The sequence below is a fragment of the Paraburkholderia sp. RL17-381-BIF-C genome (assembly GCF_046026435.1).
Classification (GTDB): domain Bacteria; phylum Pseudomonadota; class Gammaproteobacteria; order Burkholderiales; family Burkholderiaceae; genus Paraburkholderia.
In genome coordinates this window covers 1-16,065 of sequence record NZ_JARESX010000063.1, presented here as the reverse complement: position 1 = coordinate 16,065, position 16,065 = coordinate 1, and the positions used below count along the sequence as shown (strand labels likewise).

The window sequence follows — 16,065 nt, the reverse complement described above, 5'->3', positions numbered from 1 at the left end:
TTTTTCGCGCCTGACCGAGACTAGAGACAATGGCTAATCCGATCCTCGACCCCAACGCTCCTGCTTTCACCCGTCGCTATATGAACCTCGCCGACCCGCGCCTGGGCGCGAAGGCGCTCTTCGCCAGCGACGAATTCTTCGCGCCGAAAGAACGCATGCTCGAACCGCAACCGGCGGTGTTCATTCCCGGTAAGTACGACGACCACGGCAAGTGGATGGACGGCTGGGAAACCCGCCGCAAGCGCACCACCGGTCACGATTATTGTGTGATTCGCCTCGCGCACCCGGGCGTCGTGTACGGCGTGGATCTGGATACGAGCCACTTCACCGGCAATTTTCCGCCGGCCGCATCGATCGACGCCTGCTACGTGGAGGGTGACGTTCCGCCCGACAACGCCGACTGGCAAACGCTCGTGCCGGCTACCACGTTGCAGGGCAACCAGCACCACTACGTCGACGTGAGCGACGCACGCGCCTTCACTCATCTGCGTGTGAATCTGTACCCGGACGGCGGCCTCGCCCGCCTGCGCGTGTACGGCCAGCCTAAGCGCGATTGGGAGCGCGTTGAGCGCGGCACGCTGCTGGACTTGGCCGCCATCGAAAACGGCGCGTATCTGGTCGCCGCGAACAACCAGCATTTCGGGCCGGCCTCGCAGATGCTGATGCCGGGCCGTGGCGTCAACATGGGCGACGGCTGGGAAACCCGGCGCCGTCGCGAGCCGGGCAACGACTGGGCGATCGTCGCTTTGGCGCGGCCGGGCGTGATCCGCAAGATCGAAGTGGATACGGCGCACTTCAAGGGCAATTTCCCGGACCGCTGCTCGCTGCAAGCCGCGCCGGTGACGGGCGGCACGGACGATTCGCTCGTCACGCAGGCGATGTTCTGGCCGGTGCTGCTCGGCGAACAAAAACTGCAGATGGACCACGTCCACACCTTCGCGGACAACCTCGCGTCGCTGGGCCCGGTCACGCATGTGCGTTTCAATATCTTTCCGGACGGCGGCGTGTCGCGTCTGCGCCTGTGGGGCGAAATCGCATAACAGAGGAGCGGCGTCGATGAAGACATTGCAGATGGAACGGCTCACGCGCGCGGCTTTCGCGCCGTTCGGCGACGTTATCGAACTGGACGGCGCACGTCATTTCGCCATCAATGGCGGCACGACCGAGCGTTATCACGACCTCGCCTGCGTCGACGTGACGGAGCAAGGCGGGCGGCCGCTGATCAACCTGTTTCGCGCGCAGCCGCGCGCGCTGCCGGTCGAGATCACGATGATGGAGCGGCATCCGCTCGGCAGCCAGGCTTTCATTCCCTTAACGGCGGGCCGCTATCTGGTGGTGGTCGCGCCGGCCGGCGAATTCGATCCGTCGCAAATGCGCGCCTTCTGGACCGATGCGTGGCAGGGCGTGAACTATGCGAAAGGCGTCTGGCATCACCCGTTGCTCGCGCTCGATCGGGTGAGCGATTTCGTGGTGGTCGATCGGGGCGGCGAGCAGCCCAATTGCGACGAATTGTCATTGGTAGAGCCGTGGCGGCTGACCTTCGAAGCGAGCGCCGAACTGGTGGGCTAGGGGCGTCAACGGCTCGCGTACAGAACCGCGTCGCAGATGCAAAAAGACCCGGCCGATTTGCATCGGCCGGGTCTTTTTTTGCCCGCCGGACCGCGCACCCCAGCGCGGCCGGCCTCGCGTCAATGCTTGCGATGCGGGCAGTTCTCCTTGGTGCAGGCACCGTACAGAGCCAACGCGTGCTCCTGCAGCTTGAAGCCGCGTTCCTTCGCGATGGACTGCTGACGGCTCTCGATTTCGGAGTCGAAAAACTCTTCGACGAGCCCGCAATCGAGACACACGAGGTGGTCGTGGTGCGACCCCTCATTCAGTTCGAACACCGCTTTACCCGACTCGAAATTGCTGCGCGAGAGCAGGCCGGCCTGCTCGAATTGCGTCAGCACGCGATACACGGTTGCAAGCCCGATATCGAGTTCTTCGTGCAGCAGGTTGCGGTACACATCTTCGGCGGTCAGGTGACGCACCGGGCTGTGCTGGAAAATCTCAAGGATTTTGAGGCGCGGAAGGGTCGCCTTGAGCCCGATATTCTTGAGATCGGTTGGATTGGTCATGACAAGGGATCCCTAGAGTACAATGCTGGGCTCTCATAGTAATGTGTTTTTGGCGTTCTGGTCATCTTCGATGGAATGAAACTCGCGCGGCTCGTCAGCGGGCCCGCACGGTGAGTGAAATGATTTCAAAATCTCAATTGATCTACCGGGGGAGCCGCATGCGGGGTACCTTGATCGCTGTTGCGACTGTCGCGGTTCTTGCCGGATGTTCCACTTACGACAGCCTGACACAGCGTATTGCCCAAAGCATCACGCCGTACCGTATCACGGTGGTGCAAGGCAATTTCGTCTCGAAAGAAGCGGCTGCACAGATGCAGGTCGGCTTGACCCGCGCGCAGGTCAAGCAATTGCTCGGCACGCCGCTCCTGACCGACATGTTCCACGCGGACCGCTGGGACTACGTGTTCTATTTCAAGCGTGGCTCGACGAGTGTCGTCCAGCAGCGCGACTTCGTGGTCATGTTCGCGGGCGACCGCGTCGCCAGCTGGTCGGGTGGTGACGATCTGCCGTCCAACCTCGAATTGCTGGCCGAAATCGACGGCGACAAGCTGGGCAAGAAGAAGGCCGCCACTGCCGTGGCGAGCGGCGCGAGTGGCGCGAGCGATGCAGCCGCGGCGGCGCCGGTCACGCTGGACACCGTGCGTTCGCCGTCCGTCGCTGGCGCTGCCGGCGCGGCGACGCCGTCAACGGACGCCAACGCGGAAGCCGCGCAAGCCGCCAATCGTGCGACCAATGCGGTGCAACTGACGCCCGCGCGTCCGAGCGTGCCGAGCGCGCCGACGGCGAACGGCGGCGGCATCCCGCAGCAAAGCCCCACGGGCAATGGGCAGCCGCAGTTCCAGTTCCATCGTCCGCCGCCGCCGCAGAACCCGGGTACGGACAACAGCAATCCGGTCGGCCCGACGGGACCGCAGAGCAGCAACGGTGGCCCGACGCACAACGCGCCGCTGACCTCGTCCTCGTCTACGGGAACGGGCGGCTAATTGCGCTGTCCCTGTCTTAAGACTCATCCTTAAGACTCACGCTTGAGACGAACGCCGCGCACGGGCAGCCGCAGTGCGCGGCGTCCGTGCGGTTCTCTGCTTTTTCAGTCATGCGCGGCGCACGGGTGCTGCCCGCCGCCGCTTTCGCCCGCCTTTGCCGGGTTTTGCCTTTTCGAACCCTCGTAGCCATGAAAATTGCCATTGCTGGCGCATCGGGCCGTATGGGCCGCATGCTCATCGAAACAGTCCTCAACGATACCGACGCCACGCTGTCCGGCGCACTCGATCGCGCGGGCTCCCCGCAACTCGGCCAGGACGCCGGCGCGTTTCTCGGCAAACAGACGGGCGTCATGCTAACCGACGATGTCGAGCGCGTATTCGCCGAATCCGACTACCTGATCGACTTCACGCGCCCCGAAGGCACGCTGATGCATCTCGAAGCGGCGCAGCGTCACAACGTGAAAATGGTGATCGGCACCACCGGCTTCGACAACGAACAGAAGGCGCAACTGCGCGCCGCGGCGGACAAGATCGCCATCATGTTTGCGTCGAACATGAGCGTCGGCGTGAACGTCACGCTGAAGCTGCTCGAATATGCCGCGAAGCACTTCGCGACGGGCTACGACATCGAGATCATCGAGGCGCATCACCGTCACAAGGTCGACGCGCCGTCCGGCACGGCGTTGACCATGGGCGAAGTGATCGCCAACGCGCTCGGCCGCAATCTCGACGACTGCGCGGTCTACAGCCGCGAAGGCGTGACTGGCGAACGCGACCCGTCCACGATCGGTTTTTCGGCGATTCGCGGCGGCGACATTGTCGGCGACCATACGGTGCTGTTTGCGGGCATCGGCGAGCGAATCGAGATCACGCACAAATCGGCGAGCCGTCTGTCGTATGCGCAAGGCGCGCTTCGTGCTGTCCGTTTCCTCGAAGGCCACTCCACCGGCTTTTTCGACATGCAAGACGTACTCGGCCTGCGTTGAACGCTGAATTCAACGCTGTGTCCGACGTATTCTGAGCGAAGGCCGGGGGCAGGGCGTCTCCCGGCGAGCTCGTGAAATCACTACTCCACGGCGAGGTCAGATGGCAGGCAGCAGCGGCATCATCCATTACCTGCAAACCAGCGACGCGATCACGCATGGCGTCGCTTACGTGCTGCTGGCCATGTCGATTGCGAGCTGGTGTTTTCTGATCGTCAAAAGCTGGATCCTCACGCGCGCCAAGCGTCAGGCCACGCGTGCGATCGCGCAGTTCTGGCAGGCGCCCACGTTGTCCGAAGGTGTCGCGGCGCTCAGGCGCGCGGACCGCGAACGGGTCTTCACGCCGCTCGCGGAAGCGGCGCTTCATGCGGCTGAGGTGGATATTCCGGGCGCGCTGCTCGCCCGCGTCGAGCGTGGCGAGCGGGTGCTGCGGGCGTTGCGCCAGGCGCTGAATGCTTCACAGCGGCGGCTCGAATTCGGCCAGGTGTTGCTGGCCTCGGTGGGCAGCACGGCGCCGTTCGTCGGCTTGCTCGGCACCGTGTGGGGCATCTATCACGCGCTCGGCAGCATTGCGGCGAGCGGTCAGGCGCAGATCGAAAACGTCGCCGGGCCGGTCGGCGAGGCGCTCATCATGACCGCTTTCGGCCTCGTGGTCGCGATTCCGGCCGTGCTCGCGTACAACGTGCTCGGCCGGCTCGTGCGGCAGTTGTCGGAGGAACTCGACGGCTTCGCGCACGATCTGCACGCTTACGTGTGCGCGCCGGCGGAACAGGCGCAGGCGCCCGCGCGCGCCCACCAGGCCTCGACCCACTAGGCGCGCCGCTCAGGCAGAAGGAGGCGACATGGCATTCGGCGGACTCGAGAAAAAGCAGACGGCCGCGCCCATGGCCGAGATCAACATGACGCCGCTGATCGACGTGATGCTGGTGCTGCTGGTGATTTTTATCATTACCGCGCCTTTGTTCACGCACGCGATCCGGCTCGATTTGCCGAAAGTCGCGGCCGCGCCCGCGCGCGAGACGTCGCAAACCATTTCCCTTTCCATCGACGCCGCCGGCAAACTCTACTGGAACGGCACCGTCATCACGCTCGAGCAGATGCGCGCGCGCTTCGCGCAAGCGGGCAAGCAGAGCGACCAACCCGAGATCCATCTGAGCGCCGAGCGCTCCACGCGCTACGAGGTGATCGCGCAGGTCATGGGCGCGGCGCAGCAGGCCGGCCTCGAGCGGATCGGTTTCGTGACCGACCCGCCGCCGCCGGCTGCCAAGCCGTAGGCGCGGCGTACCCGTCCGCGGACGGTATAATCAGCCCTTTCCCCCGCAGAAGGGGAATCAACGCCATTTCATCCAGCAGAGCACCAGGCCCGGTGCGAAAGCACCGAACCCAGCGATCCCATCACACCATGCACGAAAAATACGTTCCCTCCGACGTCGAATCCGCCGCGCAAGGGCAATGGCGCGCCATCGACGCGTACAAGACGACGGAAGTCACCGACAAGCCCAAGTTCTATTGCGTCTCGATGCTGCCGTACCCGTCGGGCAAGCTGCACATGGGTCACGTGCGCAACTACACGATCAACGACGTGATGTACCGCTATCTGCGGATGAACGGCTACAACGTGCTGATGCCAATGGGTTGGGACGCGTTCGGCATGCCGGCGGAAAACGCCGCGATGGCCAACAACGTGCCGCCCGCGCAGTGGACCTACGACAACATCGCTTACATGAAGAAGCAGATGCAGTCCATGGGCCTCGCGATCGACTGGTCGCGCGAAGTCGCGACCTGCAGCCCGGATTACTACAAGTGGAACCAGTGGCTGTTCCTGAAAATGCTGGAAAAGGGCATCGCGTACAAGAAAACCGGCACCGTCAACTGGGATCCGGTCGATCAGACCGTGCTCGCCAACGAGCAGGTGATCGACGGCCGCGGCTGGCGTTCGGGCGCGCTCGTCGAAAAGCGCGAAATCCCGATGTACTACATGCGCATCACGCAGTACGCGGACGAGCTGCTGAACGACCTCGACGGCCTCGGCTGGCCCGAGCGCGTTAAGATCATGCAGCAGAACTGGATCGGCAAGAGCTTCGGCGTGAATTTCGGCTTCCCGTACGAGATCGACGGTGAACAGAAGCTGCTGCGCGTTTTCACCACGCGCGCCGACACGATCATGGGCGTCACCTTCTGCGCGGTCGCCGCCGAGCATCCGCTCGCCACGCGCCTTGCGCAAGACAAGCCAGAACTGCAGGCCTTCATCGAGGAATGCAAGCGCGGCGGCGTGGCTGAAGCCGACGTCGCGACCATGGAAAAGAAGGGCATGGCCACCGGCTTCACCGTCACGCATCCGCTGACGCAGGAGCAGGTCGAAGTGTGGATCGGCAACTACGTGCTGATGAGCTACGGCGAAGGCGCGGTGATGGGCGTGCCGGCGCACGACGAGCGCGACTTTGCGTTCGTGAAGAAATACGGTCTGCCGATCAAGCAGGTAGTCGCGGTTGAAGGCAAGGAATACTCGACCGATGCCTGGCAGGAATGGTACGGCGAGAAGACCGGCACGCTGATCAACAGCGGCAAGTACGACGGCCTTAACTACGAACAGGCAGTCGACCGCATCGCCGCCGACCTGAAGGAACTCGGCCTCGGCGACAAGCAGATCACGTGGCGTCTGCGTGACTGGGGCGTGTCGCGCCAGCGCTACTGGGGCACGCCGATTCCGATCATTCACTGCCCCACGTGCGGCGACGTGCCGGTGCCTGAAAAAGATCTGCCGGTAGTGCTGCCCGAAGACCTCGTGCCGGACGGCACGGGCAACCCGCTCGCCAAGTCCGAAGCGTTCGTGAACTGCACCTGCCCGACCTGCGGCGGCGCGGCCAAACGCGAAACCGACACGATGGACACCTTCGTCGATTCGTCGTGGTACTTCTACCGCTATGCGTCGCCGGGTGCGAAGACCATGGTCGACGAGCGCACCGATTATTGGGCGCCGATGGATCAGTACATCGGCGGCATCGAGCACGCGATTCTTCACCTGTTGTACTCGCGCTTCTGGGCGAAGGTGATGCGCGACCTCGGTCTGATCAAGTTCGGCGAGCCGGCCAAGAATCTGTTGACGCAGGGCATGGTGCTCAACGAAACCTACTATCGTGAAAACGAAGCGGGCAAGAAAACCTGGTACAACCCGGCCGACGTGACCGTCTCGTTCGACGACAAGGGCCGCCCGGTCGGCGCGATCCTCAACGCGGACGGCCAGCCGGTGGTGCTCGGCGGCGTCGAGAAAATGTCGAAGTCGAAGAACAACGGCGTCGATCCGCAATTGCTGATCGATCAGCACGGCGCGGACACCGCGCGTCTGTTCGTCATGTTCGCCGCACCGCCCGAGCAGTCGCTCGAATGGTCCGGTTCGGGCGTGGAAGGCGCGAGCCGCTTCCTGCGCCGTGTGTGGAGTTTCAGTCAGACGAACGAAGCCGCGTTGCGCCAGGGCGGCACGTTCGACGCCGCGCAACTGAGCGACGTCGAAAAAACCTTGCGCCGCGAGATTTACAGCGTGCTGAAGCAGGCCGACTTCGACTATCAGCGTCTGCAATACAACACGGTGGTGTCGGCCGCGATGAAGATGCTCAACGCGCTCGACAGCGCGAAGGGCGCCCGGCCGGCCGTGCTGCGCGAAACCTGCAGCGTGATGCTGCGCGTGCTGTATCCGGTCGTGCCGCACCTCACGTTCCAGTTGTGGCAGGAACTCGGTTACGCCGACGAACTCGGCTCGCTGCTCGACGCGCCGTGGCCGAAGGTCGACGAGAAGGCGCTGGAGCAGTCCGAGATCGAACTCGTGCTGCAGGTGAACGGCAAGGTGCGCGGCGCGATCACGGTGGCCAAAGCCGCCTCGCGTGAAGCGATCGAACAGCTCGCGGCCGCTCACGAGATGGTCGCCAAGTTCAGCGAAGGCAAGGCGCCCAAGAAGATCATCGTGGTGCCGGGTCGTCTCGTGAACGTGGTCGTGTGAGGATCAACGAAGACATGACAGCAGGCAGGACGCCGCCGCGCGCGGCGGCGCTTGTCCGCGCTGCGGAATCTACTGCGAACCAGGAGCCAATGTGACTCGCAGATCGTTTTTGACGCTGGCTTGCAGCGTGCTGATGTTGTCCGCCTGCGGCTTCCAGCTGCGCGGCCAGCAGGACTACGCATTCAAACGCCTCTTTATCGCCGGCGGTTCTCCATCGGCGGCCGCGCGCTTGACGCGTATCGTGCAAGGCGGCAGCGACACGGTCGTGGTCACGTCGGTCGCGAATGCCGACGCCACCTTGCAGATCACCGAAGGCCGTGGCACCAGCACGCTGACGCTGAACTCGCTGGGCGCGGTCGAAGAGTACGCACTGAATCTTTCGATGACCTATTCGCTAACGGCCAAGGACGGCACGCTGCTGATTCCGCCGAGCGTGATCGCGCTGAACCGCGCGATGACCTATAGCGATCAATATTCGCAAGCGAAAGCCGCCGAAAGCGAAATTCTCTTCGCCGATATGGAAAACGACGCGATCGACCAGCTCACGCGACGTCTGTCTGTCGTTCGCACGATGCACCCGGCGCCGGGCCAAGAAGTGCCGTCGATTGCGCCGCGCGCGCCGTTGCCGCCGCCGCCGCTGTGAGCGTCGTGCCGCGTTGTTTGTTTCGTTCAATGTGCCGCACCTGTTCAACCTCGCCGATCGGTAGCCATGCAACTGCGACTTGACGCGCTCGAAGCGCATCTCGCCAAGGGACTCGCCGGACTGTACGTCGTGTACGGCGACGAGCACCTGCTCGCGCAGGAAGCGTGCGACCGGATTCGCGCCACCGCACGCGCGGCCGGCTTCACCGATCGCTCGGTGTTCACCGTGGAGCGCGGGTTCGACTGGAGTTCGCTGCTGGGCGCGAGCCAGTCGATGTCGCTGTTCGGCGACCGTCAACTGGTCGAGTTGCGCATTCCGTCTGGCAAGCCAGGCAAGGAAGGCGCGGACGCGCTGAAAGCGCTGGCCGCCGCCGTGAACGACGACGTGCTCACCATGATCACGCTGCCGCGGCTCGATGCGGCCACGCAGAAGTCCGCATGGTTCACGGCGTTGTCCGACGCGGGCGTCGCGCTGAAAATCGATCCGGTCGAGCGTGCGCAATTGCCGAATTGGGTCGGCCAGCGGCTCGCGGCTCAGGGCCAACGCGTGGCTGCCGGTGAAGAAGGGCGGCGCGCGCTGGCCTTTATCGCCGAGCGTGTGGAGGGCAATCTGCTTGCCGCGCATCAGGAAATCCAGAAACTCGGGCTGCTGTATCCGTCCGGGTCGCTGAGCTTCGAGCAGGTTCAGGACGCCGTGCTCAACGTCGCCCGTTATGACGTTTTCAAGTTAAACGAAGCGATGCTGGCCGGCGACGTCGGCCGCCTGTCGCGCATGCTCGACGGTTTGCGCGGCGAAGGCGAGGCCGCGGTGCTGGTGCTGTGGGCCGTGGTGGAAGAAATCCGCACGCTGCTGCGCATCAAACGCGGCGTCGCGGCCGGCAAGCCGCTTGCGATGCTGGTGCGCGAGAACCGCGTATGGGGTCCGCGCGAACGGTTGATTGGGCCGGCCTTGTCGCGGGTCAGCGAAGGCACGCTGGAAAAGGCGCTTGCGCTGGCGGCGCGGCTGGATCGGCAGGTCAAAGGTTTGTCGGGCGGCACGCCGGGCAATCATCGCAACGATCCGCCGCCTGATCCGTGGGATGGCCTGTTCGAATTGGCCATGACGGTGGCTTCGCCGAAAACGTCGCCCGTGCCACCGCCACGACCTCGGCCCGGATCTGCTGCACCGGTACGAAGGCCGGCCTGAACGGCAACGCCAGGCCAGCCGGCAAGCTGTGAGGGCGCTTTTGAGTCGCTTATGGGGCGCTCTTGGGTCGCTCTCGAATCGCCCTTGAATGCATCGTGATGCGTTCCTGAAGTGCGAGTGAACCGGCAAGCCTGCTGCGTTCCTCGTGCGCCGGGGTGAAGAACAACCCGCCCGGCGGCAAGCAAAGCGCCTTCGCTCGACTTACAATCGTTGAATCATTCGCTCATTCTGTCCGTCCGCCGCACCTCGATGTGCGCGGCACCACGAGAATTTCCATGGATATCGACCAGTACATGACCGACCTCGGCCGTCGCGCCCGCCAAGCATCGCGGGCGATGGCGCGGGCGTCGACGGCGGCGAAGAACGCCGCGCTCGCAGCCGTCGCCGAGGCGATCGAGCGTGATGCCGCCTCGCTGAAAGAAGCGAATGCGCGCGACGTGGCCAAGGCTCGCGAGAAAGGCCACGACGCCGCGTTCATCGACCGTTTGACGCTGTCGGACAAAGCGCTGAAGACGATGGTGGAAGGTCTGCGGCAAGTCGCCGCGCTGGCCGATCCGATCGGCGAGATCAGCAATCTGAAGTACCGGCCGAGCGGCATTCAGGTCGGTCAGATGCGCGTGCCGCTCGGCGTGATCGGCATCATCTACGAATCGCGTCCGAACGTGACGATCGACGCCGCGGCGCTCTGCCTCAAGTCGGGCAACGCCACGATTCTGCGCGGCGGTTCGGAAGCGCTCGAATGCAATACGGCGCTGGCAAAGCTGATCGGCGAAGGTCTCGAAGCCGCCGGATTGCCGCAGGACGCCGTGCAAGTGGTCGCCACGTCGGACCGCGCGGCGGTCGGCAAGCTGATCACCATGACGGAGTACGTCGACGTGATCGTGCCGCGCGGCGGCAAGAGCCTGATCGAGCGCCTGATGAACGAAGCGCGCGTGCCGATGATCAAGCATCTCGACGGCATCTGCCACGTGTACGTGGACGATCGCGCGGATCTGACCAAGGCGCTGACCGTTTGCGACAACGCCAAGACGCACCGCTACGGCACCTGCAATACGATGGAAACGCTGCTGGTCGCGCGTGGTATCGCGGCTCAAGTGCTGCCGCCTTTGGGCAAGCTGTATCGCGACAAGGAAGTCGAACTGCGGGTGGACGCCGCGGCGCGCGCCGTGCTGGCGGATGCGGGCGTGGGCCCGCTTGTCGATGCGACCGAAGAAGACTGGCGCACCGAATATCTCGCGCCGGTGCTGGCGATCAAGGTGGTGGACGATCTCGATGCGGCAATCGAGCACATCAACGAGTACAGCTCGCAGCACACCGACGCGATCGTCACCGAAGACCACGATCGCGCGATGCGCTTCCTGCGCGAAGTGGACTCGGCGAGCGTGATGGTCAACGCGTCGACGCGTTTTGCCGATGGCTTCGAATTCGGCCTGGGCGCGGAGATCGGCATCTCGAACGACAAGCTGCATGCGCGCGGTCCGGTTGGACTCGAAGGGCTGACGTCGATGAAGTACGTCGTGCTCGGGCACGGCGAAGGCCGTCAATAAGGGCGGCTTCGCCGGTTCGTCTTTCGTAGAATCGCGCTGATGTGCGCGCTTCTCTTCACGCCACTACGCTGCACAAGGATCGTCGATGCTTTGGGTCAAAACGTTTCATATCGTCCTGGTTGCTTCGTGGTTCGCCGGCCTGTTCTATCTGCCGCGCATCTTCGTCAATCTGGCAATGGAAACGGAACCCGCGGCCACGGCGCGTCTGTTGACGATGGCGCGCAAGCTGTTTCGCTTCATGACGTTTATCGCGGTGCCGGCGCTCGCGTGCGGACTGTGGCTGTGGCTCGTGATTGGTATCGGCAGCGGGCAGGGTTGGATTCACGCGAAGGTCGGTGTGGTGGTGCTGCTGATCGGTTATCACGCGTATTGCGGTGTGTTGCTGAGGACGTTCGAGCGAGGTGAGAATCGTCGGTCGGATAAGTGGTATCGGATGTTCAACGAGTTGCCGGTGCTAGGGATGCTGGCGGCGGTGGCGTTGGTGGTGATCAAGCCGTTTTAACGCGTGGGCGAGCGTTCGCTGCGTTGCTCAGGTTGCAGGCGCGGAATTGTGGAAGGGCGGTTTGCTGGGTTCGGCAAACCGCCTTTTTTTATTGTTGGTTTCGATGTGCGACGCATTGTCTTAGGCTGAACGGATAGCGCAGTTGTGAGGCTATATTGGGACGACCAATGCGCGTGTGGGCTGATTTATAATTTCCGCACCATTGGCACCAACCGATGGTCGAGTTTGACAGCTCGCGCTTGAAACCGCACACCCGTCCAGGCGGGTCGTGCGTCTATCTCTGCACGTCTATATTTTCTATGGGCGGGCTGTGGTGGAGGAGCCGCAAGGCTCGCCGGATTGTTTCAAGCCCGGTCTGTCAACTTCGCTACGTGCCCGCTCACCCTCCTTGCAAGCGAGTGTCGGGCGATCCAGTTAAGTTTCAGGAGATCGCACCATGAGCAAGTCCATCAAAAATCAACCCGCCTCACGCCCACCAGTCGATGCCCTGCAATACGAAAAGCTCGCGTTGTCGGCATTCGGTTCCTGCGACCGGCAGTTGACTCAACTTAACCGCTTGGCCACGCTTGCGACCTCGATATATAGGAATCCTGCATTGACCCACCACGAACGACGCAGCCGGCAAGTGCTGCTCGAACTGCTGGTTGAAACGTGCGAGGAATACGAGCGGGAAGTGGAAGGCGACCGCGAGTTGTATCAAGTGATTGCGCTCGATGCGAAGGGTGTCGCGCATCGGCGGATTACGGCGGGTGCAGCGGCGAAGTTGCTGGCGGAGGCGGGGCAGAAACCGAAAAAAGACAAGCCGATCGTTGGACGGGGCGTGGCAGCGACGCGCAGATCGGCGGAGAGTAAAACCGATGTGACGGCGCACTGAGATTGACTGTCGATTAGCTCTATAAATGAAAAGAGGCGCGACCGGTCGCGCCTGTTAGGTCCTTGGCTCAGCGCTATTGAACGCCTATGCGCTATCTCAGCGCGTCGTAGTTGACGACGCCACACGCCATGCATCTCCGCGTCGCACATACAGATTGGTGAAAGCATTAGCGGTTGTTTTCATGCCGGCGCTCGGTGTGTAGTGGCTGACTCCGGAAACCATCGCGACATTTCCAAAGACTCGCACCTTCAGTTCGCCGAGCGTTTTGCGCGGACCTAGGCAGAAACATCGGCGCGAGCAGGACGTCGGCCTTCGTACGACGCGCACCGTTAGCCATCGTCTCGACGAACGAATCGTCGAGCAGTTGGTCGAGCGTCGCGCGGTCGCCGCGAATGATAGGCTGAGGACAGCCAGGAAGGTCGGTGTTTCATGATCTATATCCGCTGAATGGGCGACTCTAGGTCTCTTAGGTTGGTTTGCCAGATCACCTTGGATCGCCACCTACAAGCGCATCGGCTTTGCGGCGGCGCTCAGGCCGCCGCGTTTGACTCATCGACGAGTCATTTGCGATGACACGACACGCCAGCCATCGACTCTGCGCACGAAGACATCGGTAAACGAATAGTCCACCGGCTGAACGCTAGGGCCCGGCTTGAAATGATTGGTGCCGATGACGATGGCCATGTCGCCGTTCACATGCACGTCCACATCCATCAAGACTTGCGATGACCCCTGCGGCGGTGGCGGCGCGAGCAGCACATCGGATTTGCTGCGGCGCTGGCCGTTAGGAGAAGTTTCCACAAATGAATCGTCAAGAAGCTTGTCCATCGTGGCGCGGTTGGTGGTTAGGATTGCTTGGATCCAGGTTTGCTCCATTGCCTTCAAGGTCGCTTCGTCGTTATCGGCAGCGAATGCGCGGGGTGCGGTAAAGCATAGTGTTAGGAGAGTTAGCGCGAGATAGGAGCGGGATTTCATAATAGATAACATTATCAATATTAATTGGCGTTGGAACGATAAATGCGCTTTTGCGAAGATATCCGCTGATTAAGCAAATTGCTTTCGCGGTCTTTAGAAAATAAAGGCGCGGAGTGCGCGACGGACCAAGCGATTGTAAAAATTCTAGTATTTTTGTTGAGGTTTGATTGTAGGAGAAATCCTAATTTCTTCGTTCACGATGAAGTCCATCTAGCTAGTCTGCGGCTATTGATAAATATGCAAGATCGCGAGCGCGAAAGTCTTGTGTGGTGGGAATTCCCGCTGCTGAAGGTGATCCGCTGCTAAGAGCGCCTAGAGAAGATTCGGAAAGTCTTAAAAATTCGCTGTTGTTTAGGAGGTGTCCTATTCAACGCCTATTCGGCGGTGCCTATATTTGCGACCTTGCTTCAAGGTTTATTGAGGTGGTCGGATGAAATTTAGACCGTTTCCGCTGTTGGTCGATGTCCGAGCAACCCTCAGAGGCGACAACGCAATGCTGAGTATGTCACCGCAAATTAAATAGGCGAAATTGTGAATAAATCATACAAAACAGTCTGGAATGAGACCACCGGTACCTACGTCGCGGCACCTGAAGTAGCAAAGAGCCGTGGGAAGAAGAGTCCTTCTTCCAGAACACTTATGGTGGCACTCATGGCGGCTGGAGCCGGCAGCGTGGCATCGATGGATGCGCACGCGGGCGCGCTCGACGGCGGTACGGTAAGCCAGAGCCAAGACCTTGCGTATGGCACCGGTGCAGTATCGTCGAGCGCCGATAGCTATAACGCAAGTATCGCAATCGGCAACAACGCTACGGCGACAAATCAACTGTCGATTGCGATTGGTACAGGGGCAACGTCAACGGGACTGCATGCCGTCGTCATTGGGGGCGGGGCTGCGGCAGCCGGCAATGACAGCACGATAATCGGCTCCGGTGCGAGCGGCACGAATACATGGGCAACGGCTGTCGGCTCTTCTGCGAAAGCCGGCTATTTTGATGTCGCAGTCGGAGCTGTTGCTACAGCTGCGGGCGGAGATTCTGTCGCGTTCGGTTCGGCTGCAAAAGCGATTGGCGCATGGTCTTCAGCGCTCGGCGATAGCTCACAGGCGACGACTGCGAACTCGGTGGCACTGGGCTCGAACTCGGTGGCGAATTCGACGACACTGACGACGGCAGGCTTCACGCCGGTCGGCGGCACGGCGATCTCGGCGGCCACGGCGCTCGGCGGTGAAGTGTCGGTTGGCGCGGCGGGCAAGGAGCGCCGCATCACGAATGTGGCAGCAGGTCTGAACGCGACGGATGCGGTGAACGTAAGCCAGTTGCAGTCGGAAGACGCGAAGGTGAACACGGTTAGTAACAACGTGAACAACCTGAGCAACACCATCACCAACATCAACAACGGTGGTGGCATCAAGTACTTCCATACGAACTCGACTGGAACCGACTCGTCGGCAACGGGTGGAAATGCGATTGCGATCGGCTCCGCCGCAACTTCCAGTGGCAGCGGTACGATTGCCATGGGAACGGGTGCCCAGGCAAGCGACAACTACACAACGGCGATCGGCAACCTTGCTTACGCCGCCAATCCGGGAGGAATCGATGCTTCAGGTTCTTCAACGGCGGTCGGCGCATCTTCAACGGCATCTGGCATGTACTCGACGGCCGTCGGTACGTTGTCGAGAGCAAGTGGCGGAGCATCGAGTGCTTTGGGCGTGAACGCGACCGCGAGCGGCGACCGCTCGATCGCGTTGGGTGCAAGTTCACAAGGTTCGGGAAGCTATGCAGCGGCGCTTGGCACGCTCAGCACTGCGTCGGGCGCAAATTCTTCGGCAATCGGCACACAATCGAAGGCGACTGGCGGAAATTCCGTGGCGGTCGGCAATAACGCGCAAGCGCAAAACACTTCGGCCATTGCTATAGGCCAGGCGGCTATCGGCTCAGGTAGCGGATCGACCGCGATTGGCCAGGCATCGACGGCCAGCGGAAACAATTCGGTTACCGTAGGTAGCTCCGCCATGGGCGCGGGGACAAGTGCAATTGCCGTTGGCTCGTCGGCGAAGGCTGTGGCTGATTACACATTCGCGGCAGGCAACGCGGCATCGGCTGTGATCCTTGGCGACATCGCGTTGGGCGCCTCGTCAACGGCCAGCGGTGCCGGCGGCACTTCCTACGCCACCGCACTGGGGACCAATGCCCAGGCGATTGGAGCCAGTACGGTCGCAGTCGGCGGCGGCGCGAAAGCGACGGCGGCAAATTCGGTGGCA

At 62.2% G+C, this 16,065-nt stretch carries 15 protein-coding genes; 13 read left to right on the top strand and 2 right to left on the bottom strand.

Annotated elements, in window-relative coordinates; translation table 11 throughout:
• The first annotated feature begins 29 nt into the window (after positions 1–29).
• Both alc and P0D70_RS28395 read left to right on the top strand, forming a co-directional pair.
• Positions 30–1,040 (top strand): allantoicase, encoded by a 1,011-nt coding sequence (gene alc / locus P0D70_RS28400; protein WP_408186906.1) that lies wholly within the window; start codon positions 30–32, stop codon positions 1,038–1,040.
• A 16-nt stretch (positions 1,041–1,056) separates the two neighbouring features.
• Positions 1,057–1,569, top strand: coding sequence for an ureidoglycolate lyase (locus tag P0D70_RS28395; RefSeq protein WP_408186905.1), 513 nt, complete (start codon positions 1,057–1,059; stop codon positions 1,567–1,569).
• Positions 1,570–1,688: 119 nt separating this feature from the next.
• Here P0D70_RS28395 and fur read toward each other — a convergent pair whose 3' ends face one another.
• Positions 1,689–2,117 carry a ferric iron uptake transcriptional regulator gene (fur, locus tag P0D70_RS28390; protein WP_012434340.1) on the bottom strand — a complete coding sequence of 143 codons (429 nt, stop codon included), beginning with the start codon at positions 2,115–2,117 and terminating at the stop codon, positions 1,689–1,691.
• A 158-nt stretch (positions 2,118–2,275) separates the two neighbouring features.
• Between fur and P0D70_RS28385 the strand changes: the two genes are divergently transcribed.
• The 10 genes from P0D70_RS28385 (at position 2,276) to P0D70_RS28340 (ending at position 12,828) form a co-directional block, all read left to right on the top strand.
• Positions 2,276–3,100 carry an outer membrane protein assembly factor BamE gene (locus tag P0D70_RS28385; RefSeq protein ID WP_408186904.1) on the top strand — a complete coding sequence of 275 codons (825 nt, stop codon included), beginning with the start codon at positions 2,276–2,278 and terminating at the stop codon, positions 3,098–3,100.
• A 188-nt stretch (positions 3,101–3,288) separates the two neighbouring features.
• A complete protein-coding gene (dapB, locus tag P0D70_RS28380) occupies positions 3,289–4,086 on the top strand; it encodes a 4-hydroxy-tetrahydrodipicolinate reductase (protein WP_091799121.1) in 798 nt (265 codons plus the stop codon).
• 100 nt (positions 4,087–4,186) lie between these two features.
• Entirely contained in the window at positions 4,187–4,897 is a 711-nt protein-coding gene (locus tag P0D70_RS28375) for a MotA/TolQ/ExbB proton channel family protein (RefSeq protein WP_408186903.1), read from the top strand.
• Between the two features lie 28 nt (positions 4,898–4,925).
• Positions 4,926–5,357: an ExbD/TolR family protein gene (locus tag P0D70_RS28370; RefSeq protein WP_091799129.1), complete on the top strand. Its 432-nt coding sequence runs from the start codon at positions 4,926–4,928 to the stop codon at positions 5,355–5,357.
• Between the two features lie 128 nt (positions 5,358–5,485).
• Positions 5,486–8,077 (top strand): leucine--tRNA ligase, encoded by a 2,592-nt coding sequence (gene leuS, locus P0D70_RS28365; RefSeq protein WP_408186902.1) that lies wholly within the window; start codon positions 5,486–5,488, stop codon positions 8,075–8,077.
• A 91-nt stretch (positions 8,078–8,168) separates the two neighbouring features.
• Positions 8,169–8,720, top strand: a complete 552-nt coding sequence (locus P0D70_RS28360; protein ID WP_091799135.1) for an LPS-assembly lipoprotein LptE — start codon at positions 8,169–8,171, stop codon at positions 8,718–8,720.
• Between the two features lie 66 nt (positions 8,721–8,786).
• Positions 8,787–9,905, top strand: coding sequence for a DNA polymerase III subunit delta (holA, locus tag P0D70_RS28355; RefSeq protein ID WP_408186901.1), 1,119 nt, complete (start codon positions 8,787–8,789; stop codon positions 9,903–9,905).
• A 275-nt stretch (positions 9,906–10,180) separates the two neighbouring features.
• Positions 10,181–11,452, top strand: coding sequence for a glutamate-5-semialdehyde dehydrogenase (locus tag P0D70_RS28350; RefSeq protein WP_091799142.1), 1,272 nt, complete (start codon positions 10,181–10,183; stop codon positions 11,450–11,452).
• An 85-nt stretch (positions 11,453–11,537) separates the two neighbouring features.
• On the top strand, positions 11,538–11,954 hold the full coding sequence (locus tag P0D70_RS28345; protein ID WP_007180398.1) for a CopD family protein: 417 nt from the start codon (positions 11,538–11,540) through the stop codon (positions 11,952–11,954).
• Positions 11,955–12,390: 436 nt separating this feature from the next.
• Positions 12,391–12,828: a hypothetical protein gene (locus tag P0D70_RS28340; RefSeq protein ID WP_408186900.1), complete on the top strand. Its 438-nt coding sequence runs from the start codon at positions 12,391–12,393 to the stop codon at positions 12,826–12,828.
• A 549-nt stretch (positions 12,829–13,377) separates the two neighbouring features.
• Here P0D70_RS28340 and P0D70_RS28335 read toward each other — a convergent pair.
• Entirely contained in the window at positions 13,378–13,803 is a 426-nt protein-coding gene (locus tag P0D70_RS28335) for a nuclear transport factor 2 family protein (protein ID WP_408186899.1), read from the bottom strand.
• 531 nt (positions 13,804–14,334) lie between these two features.
• Between P0D70_RS28335 and P0D70_RS28330 the strand changes: the two genes are divergently transcribed.
• A partial coding sequence (locus tag P0D70_RS28330) for an ESPR-type extended signal peptide-containing protein (RefSeq protein WP_408186898.1) occupies positions 14,335–16,065 on the top strand: 1,731 nt, incomplete at its 3' end.

What these genes read in the sequence shown, in the direction of transcription:
- alc (WP_408186906.1), top strand. Translation starts at nt 30, where the DNA reads ATGGCTAATCCGATCCTCGACCCCAACGCTCCTGCTTTCACCCGTCGC.
- holA (WP_408186901.1), top strand. Translation starts at nt 8,787, where the DNA reads ATGCAACTGCGACTTGACGCGCTCGAAGCGCATCTCGCCAAGGGACTC.
- P0D70_RS28350 (WP_091799142.1), top strand. Translation starts at nt 10,181, where the DNA reads ATGGATATCGACCAGTACATGACCGACCTCGGCCGTCGCGCCCGCCAA.
- fur (WP_012434340.1), bottom strand. Translation starts at nt 2,117, where the DNA reads ATGACCAATCCAACCGATCTCAAGAATATCGGGCTCAAGGCGACCCTT.
- dapB (WP_091799121.1), top strand. Translation starts at nt 3,289, where the DNA reads ATGAAAATTGCCATTGCTGGCGCATCGGGCCGTATGGGCCGCATGCTC.
- P0D70_RS28345 (WP_007180398.1), top strand. Translation starts at nt 11,538, where the DNA reads ATGCTTTGGGTCAAAACGTTTCATATCGTCCTGGTTGCTTCGTGGTTC.
- P0D70_RS28395 (WP_408186905.1), top strand. Translation starts at nt 1,057, where the DNA reads ATGAAGACATTGCAGATGGAACGGCTCACGCGCGCGGCTTTCGCGCCG.
- leuS (WP_408186902.1), top strand. Translation starts at nt 5,486, where the DNA reads ATGCACGAAAAATACGTTCCCTCCGACGTCGAATCCGCCGCGCAAGGG.
- P0D70_RS28335 (WP_408186899.1), bottom strand. Translation starts at nt 13,803, where the DNA reads ATGAAATCCCGCTCCTATCTCGCGCTAACTCTCCTAACACTATGCTTT.
- P0D70_RS28370 (WP_091799129.1), top strand. Translation starts at nt 4,926, where the DNA reads ATGGCATTCGGCGGACTCGAGAAAAAGCAGACGGCCGCGCCCATGGCC.
- P0D70_RS28375 (WP_408186903.1), top strand. Translation starts at nt 4,187, where the DNA reads ATGGCAGGCAGCAGCGGCATCATCCATTACCTGCAAACCAGCGACGCG.
- P0D70_RS28340 (WP_408186900.1), top strand. Translation starts at nt 12,391, where the DNA reads ATGAGCAAGTCCATCAAAAATCAACCCGCCTCACGCCCACCAGTCGAT.
- P0D70_RS28385 (WP_408186904.1), top strand. Translation starts at nt 2,276, where the DNA reads ATGCGGGGTACCTTGATCGCTGTTGCGACTGTCGCGGTTCTTGCCGGA.